The sequence below is a fragment of the Bacillus sp. 3G2 genome, from assembly GCF_044324725.1.
Taxonomy (GTDB): domain Bacteria; phylum Bacillota; class Bacilli; order Bacillales; family Bacillaceae_G; genus Bacillus_A; species Bacillus_A mobilis.
The window spans coordinates 3,704,104-3,716,261 of record NZ_CP172246.1; the positions used below are offsets into that span (position 1 = coordinate 3,704,104).

General features: G+C 36.2%; 14 protein-coding genes and 1 other annotated feature (1 of these 15 running past the window's edge). All 14 genes read right to left on the reverse strand.

Annotation, left to right across the window (positions count from 1 at the left end; translation table 11 throughout):
• Positions 1-199 (reverse strand) — a binding site (T-box leader) (it extends 25 nt beyond the left edge of the window).
• Between the two features lie 51 nt (positions 200-250).
• A complete protein-coding gene (gene divIVA / locus ACHZK0_RS18830) occupies positions 251-757 on the reverse strand; it encodes a septum site-determining protein DivIVA (protein WP_001131611.1) in 507 nt (168 codons plus the stop codon).
• An 89-nt stretch (positions 758-846) separates the two neighbouring features.
• On the reverse strand, positions 847-1,614 hold the full coding sequence (locus ACHZK0_RS18835) for an RNA-binding protein (protein WP_097816875.1): 768 nt from the start codon (positions 1,612-1,614) through the stop codon (positions 847-849).
• Between the two features lie 15 nt (positions 1,615-1,629).
• Positions 1,630-1,893: a YggT family protein gene (locus tag ACHZK0_RS18840; RefSeq protein WP_132131167.1), complete on the reverse strand. Its 264-nt coding sequence runs from the start codon at positions 1,891-1,893 to the stop codon at positions 1,630-1,632.
• Between the two features lie 6 nt (positions 1,894-1,899).
• Positions 1,900-2,370: a cell division protein SepF gene (locus tag ACHZK0_RS18845; protein WP_262740409.1), complete on the reverse strand. Its 471-nt coding sequence runs from the start codon at positions 2,368-2,370 to the stop codon at positions 1,900-1,902.
• Positions 2,371-2,389: 19 nt separating this feature from the next.
• On the reverse strand, positions 2,390-3,064 hold the full coding sequence (locus tag ACHZK0_RS18850; protein WP_098870616.1) for a YggS family pyridoxal phosphate-dependent enzyme: 675 nt from the start codon (positions 3,062-3,064) through the stop codon (positions 2,390-2,392).
• Positions 3,061-3,879, reverse strand: coding sequence for a peptidoglycan editing factor PgeF (gene pgeF / locus ACHZK0_RS18855; RefSeq protein ID WP_262740410.1), 819 nt, complete (start codon positions 3,877-3,879; stop codon positions 3,061-3,063). The genes ACHZK0_RS18850 and pgeF overlap by 4 nt, the downstream gene beginning before the upstream one ends.
• Before the next feature lie 121 nt (positions 3,880-4,000).
• Positions 4,001-4,285: a YlmC/YmxH family sporulation protein gene (locus ACHZK0_RS18860; RefSeq protein ID WP_262740411.1), complete on the reverse strand. Its 285-nt coding sequence runs from the start codon at positions 4,283-4,285 to the stop codon at positions 4,001-4,003.
• 166 nt (positions 4,286-4,451) lie between these two features.
• Positions 4,452-5,231: an RNA polymerase sporulation sigma factor SigG gene (sigG, locus tag ACHZK0_RS18865; RefSeq protein WP_000197753.1), complete on the reverse strand. Its 780-nt coding sequence runs from the start codon at positions 5,229-5,231 to the stop codon at positions 4,452-4,454.
• Positions 5,232-5,388: 157 nt separating this feature from the next.
• Positions 5,389-6,108 (reverse strand): RNA polymerase sporulation sigma factor SigE, encoded by a 720-nt coding sequence (gene sigE, locus ACHZK0_RS18870; RefSeq protein ID WP_000976947.1) that lies wholly within the window; start codon positions 6,106-6,108, stop codon positions 5,389-5,391.
• 19 nt (positions 6,109-6,127) lie between these two features.
• Entirely contained in the window at positions 6,128-7,045 is a 918-nt protein-coding gene (gene spoIIGA / locus ACHZK0_RS18875; protein ID WP_061678244.1) for a sigma-E processing peptidase SpoIIGA, read from the reverse strand.
• 380 nt (positions 7,046-7,425) lie between these two features.
• Positions 7,426-8,580, reverse strand: coding sequence for a cell division protein FtsZ (gene ftsZ, locus ACHZK0_RS18880; RefSeq protein WP_000888981.1), 1,155 nt, complete (start codon positions 8,578-8,580; stop codon positions 7,426-7,428).
• A 39-nt stretch (positions 8,581-8,619) separates the two neighbouring features.
• The gene (gene ftsA / locus ACHZK0_RS18885) at positions 8,620-9,927 is read right to left on the reverse strand and encodes a cell division protein FtsA (RefSeq protein WP_001087544.1); all 1,308 of its coding nucleotides are present in this window, start codon (positions 9,925-9,927) and stop codon (positions 8,620-8,622) included.
• A 400-nt stretch (positions 9,928-10,327) separates the two neighbouring features.
• Positions 10,328-11,098 carry a cell division protein DivIB gene (gene divIB, locus ACHZK0_RS18890; RefSeq protein WP_242240078.1) on the reverse strand — a complete coding sequence of 257 codons (771 nt, stop codon included), beginning with the start codon at positions 11,096-11,098 and terminating at the stop codon, positions 10,328-10,330.
• 98 nt (positions 11,099-11,196) lie between these two features.
• A complete protein-coding gene (gene murB / locus ACHZK0_RS18895; RefSeq protein WP_262740414.1) occupies positions 11,197-12,102 on the reverse strand; it encodes a UDP-N-acetylmuramate dehydrogenase in 906 nt (301 codons plus the stop codon).
• Positions 12,103-12,158 lie beyond the last annotated feature (56 nt).

The following is a 12,158-nucleotide window of genomic DNA, read 5'->3' on the forward strand; positions in this document are numbered from 1 at the left end:
GTACCACCCTAGTAGATCCTATACATATGTATACAATCCTCTTTATATTCTTAACGCGAATATACGCCTACGCTTACTCTATTTGTTCAGCGCGGAACTCCAGGGTGATATTCCCATTATCTCCTTATCCTGAGCTTACACCATCCTCAGTTCGCTATATAAGGTATGAAAAGGTACTTATCCCTATCTTCGTTTTTCTTAATAAATATGTTGTTTAAAATTATATGTAATAATGAGAAAAACGTCAAGCTTACACTGTTTCTTCTTTTTTCAACAGTTCATCTACTTCGTCTTCTAACTCAATTAGTTTATCCCAATCATCGTTGTTTAACATTTCAAGCTGTGTTTCTAGTAACATACGGAAACGAGTGCGGAATACTTTCGCTTGTTTCTTTAGCTCTTCAATATCAAAAGCAACTTTTCTTGATTTTACTAACGCTTCGTTAATAATACGGTCTGCATTCTTTTCAGCTTCACGTACGATTAATTTTGCTTCTTTTTGCGCATTACGTTTTACTTCTTCCGCTGCTTCTTGTGCAACAACGATCGATTTGTTTAACGTATCTTCAATATTAGAGAAATGATCTAACTTTCCTTCTAATTGCGCAACTTTTTCTTCTAAAGCTTTTTTCTCACGAATGACTAATTCATAATCTTTGATAATTTGATCAAGAAACTCATTTACTTGATCTTCATCATAGCCACGGAATCCGCGACCAAATTCTTTGTTATGAATATCTAATGGTGTTAACGGCACAACGCCACCTCCAAGTAATTATCTAAATTTCCTCTTTCAATTATATCTTTTCTTCGACAAAATAGGAGGATTTCCTTCTAAAAAACCAATCATTTTAGTATACCATACAAAATTCTCCATTTGTCGCGCTTTGTTCTACCTTCTACAGAAAACAATTTACTTCGCCCATATCCTCTCACTGAAAAAACATCTCCTGGATAACATTCATAAGAAGTTTGCTCCACTGTTTTCCAATTCACTTTTACTAAACCATTTTTTATGAAAGGTTGTACTTTTTGTCTGGATATATGTAACATTTCAGCTAACATAACATCTAAACGAAGTGAAGAAACCGTTCCAGATTTCTCTCCCCACGTTTCTTGCATCTGTAGAATTTTTTCTCCTTGCACTGGCGATAAGGAAACTTTCGCTTTCCCTATAGATTGTAAGTTCATCTCAATATAAGATACAACTTCTTTTGCGACTACAATTTGGGCACGATCTTCTTGAAGCAAAATATCACCACACTTTTCTCTCGTTAAACCGAGAGACATAAATGTACCTAATATTTGCCTATGTTCTAGCGTATAAAACTTGGAAGGATAGTCAATTTCCAATACTTCTACTTGAAATTCTTCTTCATTTACTACTAGATAGTCCGGATAAATGAGTGCTCTTTTGCGCTCTGCATGAGGCGTTGCACCATCAAACTGTACAGAAACATCCCCTTGTCCTATCACCATAGTGACAATTTGTTGTTGTCTTGGATCAAGGAAGTCTGTTAACTTCACTTGATGGTACTCCGCTACTCGCTTCCACTCTAACACCTTATCCACAAAGACCTCTTCATCGGGTCTGAAATGTTCATAGATGCTCATGTATTTAACCTCTTACTATAAGAAATAACCGAATATACTTACTAAACCCTTCGTAGCAAGCTTTAATGTAAAAATCGCAACGAGTGGAGAGATATCAATCATACCAAGCGGCGGGATAAATCTGCGAAATGGTTCTAAATACGGTTCACAAATACGCGCAAGAATATCTCCAAAAGTTGATTCCTTTGCACCTGGGAACCATGATAGGAGAATGTAAATAATAAGTGCCCACGAGTAAATCTCGATAGCATAAACTAAAAGCCTTAAAACTGTTTCCATGGCGTATTACCACCTCTTTATATTTGTGTCTTCTTCTTCACCGAACAACTCTGAAATTGCACCAACAATATCTACATTTTCAGGGGTACACATAAATGTTTTCGGTCCTATTTTTTGAATGTCCCCGCCTATAGCGTATACAGTACCACTTAAAAAGTCAACGATACGTACAGCTTGATCAGTAGACATTCGTTGTAAATTAATTACAACAGCTCGTCTACCTTTTAAATGGTCCGCAATCCCTTGCGCTTCTGAATATGTGCGTGGTTCTAATAAAACAACTTTTGAAGATTGTTTTGCCGTTTCAATGCTCACAACATTTTGTTTCGGTTGCACTTTTGGAAACGTAACATCTTGTTGTTCTGGCGGATCTTGCTGCTTCTTCATGTCTGTTTGCTCCTTTTCATAACTATATTGAGCTGCTTCTTTTTCTTCCGGTGTATCAAAAAAGAAGTATTTTACTTTTGACCAACTCATAATAAGATTCTCCTTCCTTTTACGCTTTTCCTACTAAAATCGTCCCCAAACGAATATATGTAGCACCTTCTTCAATTGCAATCGTGTAATCATTAGACATTCCCATTGATAACTCTCTGCATGGCGCATGTAATAATTCTAGCTCCTGCACCTCTGTTTGTAGCTTACGTAACTCCTTAAAACAGCGTCTGATTTCTTCCTCTTCTTCTGTAAACGGAGCCATTGTCATTAGTCCAACCACTTCAATCTTATCCAGTTCTTGCAAACTTTGAATAAAAGAAATAGTTTCTTCTATTGCCAATCCTTGCTTTGATTCTTCAGATGATGTTTTCACTTGAATAAAACATTTCACTTTCTTATCAGCACGTTTTTGGATTTCTTTTGCAAGTGAAAGACGATCTAACGAATGTAAATAATCAATTTCATTAATGATTTCTTTTACTTTTCTCGTTTGTAATGATCCAATAAAATGCCAATTCACTTTTGAACCGAAATGTTCGTATTTCTGTAAGAAACCTTCATTTCTATTTTCACCTAAATCAATAATTCCAGCTTCAATAACTTCGTTTGTCTTTTCAATTCCTACCGTTTTTGTAACTGCAACGAGTTTAATATCTTGCAACGAACGTCCTGCTCGTGTGCAAGATTGCTTAATTGCTTCGTTTACAGTTGTTAAATTTTTTTGTACTGTCACTTGCTTTCTTCCTCCTTAAAACCTATGAAACTCAACATTCTCCCTGTCTTACCTTGATCACGACGATGAGAGAAAAATAGTTGCTCTTCACAGCTTGTACAAAGAGATGACATTACAATATTCTCTTCTTTTATGCCTGCTTGTACACATAATATACGATTAATTTCTTTTAAATTAATTGCGTACTGCCCATCAGAAATTTTTTTATAAGGGACAGAACCGTTTACTACTTGCTCTGCTGCTGTTAACACTCTATCATCAACAACGTAACAACAAGATCCAATTGCTGGTCCAATTGCAACATGAATTTCATCACTTGAAATCCCTTCTGCATTCCATTTTTGAATCATTTCCTTTGCAATCTCTTTTACAGTCCCTTTCCATCCAGCATGCGCAAGTCCTATCATACCATGTGATGGCGCATAAAAATAGAGTGGAACACAATCCGCGTAACATGATGTTAAAAGAGCATCATTATCAGTCGTATAAATGCCATCTGTTTTTGAAATACCGTCTTCATATGAATAGACGCCACTTCCTTTTTCCTGTTGTCCTACTTTTTCAACATGATGATCATGAACTTGTTCAGAGCAAATCCAGTTTTCTAATGGTTTTTGTAACTTATTTGCTAAAATACGTCTGTTTTCATGAACGTTCTCCACGATATCATTCACATGTAATCCTAGATTCATCGCATGAAAAGAGCCCGTACTTATCCCACCATCTTTTGTCGTAAATCCAGCAGTAATGTTTCCAAGTTCTTTCCACGCTTGTAAATACAGTATACCGTCCACATATTTAAATGGTTCTCTCATAACAAAGCGACCCCTTTTTAATTAAAATAACATAAAAAAGCATGGTACTTCCTGTCTATTTTACCATACTTTTATTTTTTCATAATCCCAACAGAAAAAAAAGAGGAATTTGTAATATTCTTTATGAAATTGTCGGTGTTTGTATTGATTCTGTTACAGAATTAACAGAATTTACTCTAACAAGTATGACATCTTCCCCAATTTTCACAATTTCCTTCCAAGGAATTACAATTTCTACATCTTTCCCAAAAATCCCAAACATGCGTGCCTGTTTGGAAATAATAATAGACCCAATCTTCCCTGTGTTTATATCGATTTCGATATCTCCAATATTTCCAAGCCTTTTTCCATCTGAAACATTTATTATCTCTTTCATCTGCAACTCCGAAATTCTTATCACTTTCATCCTCTCCCTTATATATGACGAATTGAAAAAACACCGTTTCTCAAATTTGCAGGAAGCACCCTCCACTAACCCCATATGGTTTTCATTATATGAACACAGCTTCCCTACTATGAGCGAAGACAAACTATATTACATATAAAAAGGTTTCACCATAAATGGTGAAACCTTATCCTTGAATCGTCTTATTCATTTGTTTAATAGCCGATTTCTCTAAGCGGGACACTTGCGCTTGAGAAATCCCAATTTCTTCTGCGACTTCCATTTGTGTTTTTCCTTGGAAAAAACGTTTTCGAATAATCATTTTCTCACGATCATTTAAACGCTTCATTCCTTCTTTCAATGCTAACTCTTCAACCCACTGCTCGTCCTTTTGTTTTTCATCACTTAACTGATCCATAACAAAAATAGGATCTCCCCCATCGTTATAAATCGGCTCAAATAATGAAACTGGATCTTGAATCGCATCTAAAGCAAAAACAATTTCTTCATGAGTCACTTCAAGCACTTTTGCAATATCCATTGCTGTTGGTTCTTTTGAATTTTCTGCAATCAATTTCTCTCTTACTTGTAACGCTTTATACGCAATATCTCGTAATGATCGAGATACGCGAATCGGATTGTTATCACGCAAATATCTGCGTATTTCCCCAATAATCATCGGCACAGCATACGTTGAAAATTTTACATTTTGGCCTAAATCAAAATTATCAATGGATTTCATAAGTCCGATGCAACCAACTTGAAATAAATCGTCAACATATTCTCCTCTGTTATTAAATCTTTGGATGACGCTCAGTACAAGACGTAAGTTTCCATTCACTAATTTCTCTCTTGCGCTTATCTCTCCACTTTGCATTTCACGAAATAATTTACGCATTTCATCATTTTTTAGTACGGGAAGTTTAGCTGTATCAACACCGCAAATTTCTACTTTGTTTCTCGTCAAAGTGTTCCCTCCTATCGGGAGTTGCTGTACAGTGTAAAGTATTTCCTTTGAAGGGGATTTTATGCATGCGGTTTTCTCTTCATTTTTCATTTTCGTTGTCTCTTCCCATACAACGAAAGAGAATAAGACCAGCCTAGATAACGGCTGGTCTTATTCTTTACACCATTTTATTAAATTCTTTTCGTAATCTTTTTATAATTCTTTTTTCTAAACGCGAAATGTATGACTGTGAAATCCCAAGCATATCTGCCACATCTTTTTGCGTCTTTTCCTCTTCGCCAGCAAGCCCAAACCGGAGTTCCATAATTTGTTTTTCACGATCATTTAATTGATGCAATGCTTTCATTAGAAGATGACGATCTACAGTAGCTTCTAAATCTTTTGTAATAATATCATCGTCTGTACCTAATACATCCGATAGTAAAAGTTCATTTCCATCCCAATCAATGTTAAGCGGTTCATCAAAAGAAACTTCTGATCGGTTTTTATTATTCCGGCGCAAATGCATTAAAATTTCATTTTCTATACAACGTGAGGCATATGTTGCTAATTTTATTTTCTTTTCTGGATTAAATGTATTAACCGCTTTAATAAGGCCGATTGTTCCAATACTAATCAAATCTTCAATATTTATCCCTGTATTTTCAAACTTTCTTGCTATATATACAACTAGCCGTAAGTTTCGTTCAATCAGTAACGACCTTGCTGCCTGATCTCCTTTTGGCAATTTATTCAAAAGAACTTCCTCTTCTTCTTTCGTTAACGGTGGTGGCAACGCTTCACTTCCACCAATATAATAAATTTCATCGGTCTTAATTCCTAATTTCAACAATACTTTATACCAAAGGTATACTAAATAAAATTTTAATTTCATCATATTATCCCGCCTCCCATTATTAAGCAATTACTACTTTTTGCGAAATTAACATTTTCGGATGCACAATACATTGATACTCTCCATTGGTTGACAACTGTTGTGTATTTAATCCAATCAATACTTTGCTGACTACAATAGAACTACCTTCATAATCAATTTGCACACTGTCTGGCTTAACGGCCCATAAAAATTGACTCTCTACTCCTACTGCTCGGAAAGGAATTAATCGTAATTTTGTCGCCCACCCAGAATCATTCTCTGGTATTTGAGGAATCTCTGTTTTGGAATAAATTTGCTCTGTTAACCACGCTGGCAAGCAATGTTCTAATGATGAAATATGCATAATCATAACGGGTGTTTTTGTTAACGGGTCGTAAAGTTGGTTCCCACTATCAATTAAACCTGCAAGTTCTAGTTCCTCTTCAGCTAATTGAATTTTCAATTTCACAATTTGATCATAGTGTATTTTTGTAACCTCTACGCTTTCAATACGCTTTTTAGAAAAATAATAAATTACTGGAAAACCAAAAACGACAAACAACCAGCTAATTGGATCACCATAAGAAATGGATTGAGATTGAACCAATCCATTTACCATTTCATTCGTTTGCAAAAAGAAATGAGTGCCAATTAACCCTCCGCCAACCATAAAGGTTACAAAGTAAAAAGTAAAAACAGTTTGTGCATAATTTCTAAACGTTGTAAACCCAAATGCTGTATACACAATTAGTAACGAGTACAGTAGTTTCATAATTGGATGTGTCATCATAGAAGCAAAAGGAGTAAAGGCAAAAATAACAATGGTTGAACCTATAAATGCCCCTAACACAAGCCTCCATCTTTTGATCTTCTTTTTTAACACGGTAGCTGTTAATAAAAGTAAAAGAAAATCAATGCAGGCGTTTAGCAACCAAACAACGTCGGCGTAAACAACCAAACAATTCACCTCTTTTTTTGAGTTGAGACTAGTATAATGCATATCCAATAGGAAAGTGTGTCAATTTGCGGAGGTGTTTTTTTGTTATTTTGTGCTTTCTAGACAGAATCTGTCGGTAAAAAATAAAAGTATATGTTTCATAGAATACTATACTTGTTTGCTTACATATAAAGTGAAACTTTAATCAGCCCTCACCAATCAGGCTTTTACGAGCAGTCCGCCCCCGACCTAAATTCTTTGCTTTCGCTGAATTTTCAGGTGAGGGTCTTACTGCCCGAAAAACAGCCGGATAAATCGATATATATAAAATAAAAAAAGACCTGCTTAGCAGATCTTTTTCCTGTATAAAACAAAAAAGGAGCATGAAAGCTCCTTTTCTTTTATCGTCTACGACGGTTACGTAAGAATGCTGGAATATCGATGTCATCTGAATCTGTATGACGCTCATGCACAACCGGCTCTTCACGTTTCATTTCACGCTTAACTTCACGTTGTTTTGAAGGTTGAGCTACTTGCTGTTGCTGTTGTTGCGTGTGATTCGCAGTCGGACGGATAATTGGTTTTGGTGGCTGCGTCGCAGCACTATCATCAAAACCAGTTGCAATTACAGTTACAACGATATCATCTTTTAATCCTTCATTAATAACAGAACCGAAGATCATATTTACTTCTGGATCTGAAGCTGAAGCTACAATGTCTGCCGCTTCTTGTACTTCATATAAGCTTAAGTTAGCTCCACCCGTAATGTTCATGATAACACCTTGAGCTCCATCAATAGATGTTTCTAATAATGGACTAGAAATCGCTTTTTTCGCAGCTTCAGCAGCACGATTTTCTCCATTACCAGAACCAATACCCATTAAAGCAGAACCTCTATTAGACATAATTGTCTTTACGTCTGCGAAGTCTAAGTTAATTAAACCTGGTGTTGCAATTAAATCAGAAATACCTTGAACACCTTGACGTAATACGTTATCTGCTTCACGGAACGCTTCTAACATCGGCGTATTTTTATCAACAATCTCTAATAAGCGATCATTTGGAATTACAATAAGTGTATCTACATTTTCTTTAAATGCTGCAATACCAGATGCTGCTTGTGTTGCACGCTTGCGTCCCTCAAATGTAAATGGACGTGTTACAACACCAACTGTTAATGCACCTAATTCTTTTGCAACTTGAGCAACAACTGGAGCTGCACCAGTTCCAGTTCCGCCGCCCATACCAGCAGTTACGAAGACCATGTCTGCACCACGAAGTGCTTCTTGGATCTGTTCTTTACTTTCTTCTGCAGCTTTTTTCCCTACTTCAGGGTTTGCACCTGCACCAAGTCCACGTGTTAATTTTCCACCAATTTGCATTTTTGTTTCAGCTTTTGATAGATTTAATGCTTGTGCATCAGTGTTCACAGCGATAAAGTCTACACCTTGTACACCGTGTTCAATCATACGGTTTACAGCATTGTTTCCGCCACCGCCGACACCAATAACTTTTATATTCGCTAATTGATCTTGAGTAGTATCAAACTCTAACATGTCGAAATCCCCCTAGAACCTCATTTTTCGTGTCCAATTTTAATCCCATAAATAACGGAATACACGTTTTACTTTTGACATCATACGGTCATCATTTTGATTATTATTGTTTTGATTACGAGTTTTTTGTTTCGCAGGTTGCTGTTGTACCGGCGTTGGTGCTGGTGCTGGTACTGGTTCAAAATGTTCTTGCTTTTCCTGCACATTTTTCCCACGTAATTTAGCTTTTTGATAAGAATGTTTAATTAATCCTACTCCGCTTGTATATTGGGGCTCACGCACACCAATATAATCAGGAGTCGCTATACGAACATTTTCATGTAAAATATCATATGCAAGATCAAGAACACCCGGCATAGAAGCAATTCCACCAGTTAGTACATAACCAGAAGCTACTTGCTTTACTCCTAACTTACGCACTTCATCTTGAACAAACATTAAAATTTCCTCTACACGAGCCTCTATTATATCCGATAATTCCAACTGAGAATATTGTTCTGTTTGATCGCTTCCCATAATAGGAACCGTAAACATCTCTTCTTCAGATGCTGTATCATAAAAAGCATGTCCATATTTCAACTTAATTTGATCTGCATTTTCTGTTGAAGTTTTCAACCCAATCGCAATATCCTTTGTTATATGGTCTCCACCTAACGGTAATACGCTCGTCGCTTGTAACTCTCCATCTTTAAAAATAGATAAAGTTGTAGATCCTCCCCCCATATCAACAAGGGCTACTCCTCTATGTTTTTCATCTGAAGATATAGCAACTGTTGCAGCCGCTAAAGGTTGAAGACAAATATCAACTATTTCAAGACCTGCTTTTTCTACACAACGAAGTAGGTTATGTAGTAAAGTTCTCGAGCCTGTTATAAGTGTACCTTCCATTTCTAATCTTACACCGATCATCCCGCGTGGATCGTTAATCTCGTCAAGACCGTCTACAATGAACTGTCGAGGTACCACATCAATAAACTCACGTTCTGGAGCAATTGACACAACTTGTGCTGCATCTAGAACGCGTAAGACATCTTCATTCCCGATTTCACGATCTTCATTTGAAACAGCGACTACTCCGTGACAAGGAAGTAGCTGTACCTGGTTTGCATTGACACCTACTACAACTTGCTCAATGTGGATACCCACCATGCGCTCAGCTTGTTCAATTGCTTTTTTAATTGATCGAACAGTCTCGTCTATATCAACTATCGATCCCTTCTTTAAACCATTTGATTTTACATTTCCAACACCAATAATGTTTAAGCTGTCATTAACCATTTCACCAATGATGACTTTAACATTGGATGTACCGATGTCAAGACTAACATATATTTCATTGCTGTTCATTCTTTGGCACCTCCTTCTTTATTTATACCATACAACTCAATATATGGAACAACAATCGCAACTTTACTATTTATAAGAAAAATATTCAACGTCTTTATACGTTTCCCTTTTTTAACCCTATATTTTTCTTATTTTTATTTAACATTCATTTAAGAATATCGCAGTAAACTGTGAATAACTGCTTATCTTGAAATAATTCTATTTCAAGTGTAAAGATTACCGCCAAGTATAAGTCTACACTAAGATGTACTCATAGAAAAGTGAAACTTGTACCAATCCTAGTATGAATCTAAGAATTTTTACATCTTTTTCATCAAATGAACCATTCTTGTAAATTCAGATGCATCAAGCAGAACATTCGTTTCGTTTTTTCTACCATGACGTAGTGAAAACTATCTTTCTATTCTTTCTTTTCTTCCGCTCCTAATTCTTTCGTATATGCCCCTACTTCTAAGTCAATTAACACCTTTTTACCCGGCTCAATTGTTTTTAGGATAAGCGGATAAGCTTCCATACGCTTTGCGAAATTTTGAATCGTAGTGCTCACTTCGTATCCTTCGTTCATATATAAAGTAAGATGATCTTCATTCGCATTCGTCGGTGAATAACGAATCTCAGAAATAGATCTTAAAATAGTTGGTGTTAATTTTTCAAGCTCAGCAATTAACTCCTTCATTTTCTCCTCTTTAAAAGGTTCAAAAATTGGCGCTGCAACAGGGAGTTTTCCGTTCGGAAGTACATCGAGTGTTTTCCCGTTCTCTAATAACGGTTGTAATTTCCCATCTTTGTTTATATAACCAATCGTTAAATATTCTTCAATATGAACATCAATTTTATTTGGAAAACGTTTTTTTACATTTACCGATTTAATTTCTTTTCGTTTCGTTAGGTTTTCTTCGGCTTTATGTGCTGTCACTCGGAAATAACTTGTATCATACGTCACACCTGATTCCTTCATCACTTGTTCATCTGTCATATAATGATTTCCAAACACACTTATCTTTTTGATATTGCTTAGTGGAGACCGAAAGTAAATTAAAAAGAGCACTAATAAAAATAAAATTGATATGTATAAAATCAACCGATGATTAACATTTTTCTTGTTTTTCTTCTGTTGATTTTTTAACTTTGGTACACGATCCTGTAGTTTAATCACTTTACTATTTTTCATGTACGATCCCCCTACGTAACATAAAGAACGGCATGTTCCTCATGCCGTTCTTATCTTCTTATTATAACATAAATGATAATGAGCGGAACGAATAACCGTTATCTTCCAATGATTTCTACTTCTGTATGCATTTCTACGCCAAATTTATCCTTGATTGTTTGTTTTATGAATGCAATTAAAGATAAGACATCTTGCGCACTGGCTCCCCCAGTATTAATAATAAAATTTCCATGCATTTCAGAAATTTGAGCTCCACCTATTTGATAACCACGAAGCCCCGCCTTTTCTATTAAGTTTCCTGCAAAGTATGGGATTGGGTTCCGAAATATACTTCCTGCACAAGGATGATTCCACGGCTGTGTTTCACGGCGGTAGTCTTTATTCTTTTGCATGACGCTTACGATTCCTTCACGCTCTCCTACCTGCAATTGAAACTCGGCTTCCAAAACAATACCAGGACGTTTCGTTTGCAATACAGAAGTACGATAGGAAAACTCCATTTCTTCATGCGTTAACCAATCAATTGTTCCGTTTTCAAACAAAATAAGAGCTTTTGATAAAATGTTTGATATATCCGATTGATGTGCTCCTGCATTCATATACACTGCACCACCGACACTTCCTGGAATACCACTGGCAAATTCCAGGCCGGATAACCCTTGACGACTAAGTAAAGTTGATAATTTAATAAGGGGATACCCACCACCAACTCTTACTCTATGTTTTTCGACTTCTAAGTGGTCTAATCCTTCTCCTAAACGAATAACGACACCTTCTATACCTAGATCAGATACAAGAAGGTTCGAACCGCGACCAATTACAGTCCACTTTGTTTTATATTTTTTTACTAACTGCAACGTTTTTTCAATACCGGCAACATGCTTTGGCACAATTAAAATATCAGCTGGTCCACCTATTTTCATAGTGGTATAACGTGCTAACGCTTCATTCACTAACACGCGACCAACATTTGCTTCTATAAGCTCATTTACTAATTGCTCCATAAACAATCTCCCCCATACTAATTATCCTTATTACAGTAGTATGCAGGGCGTTCACC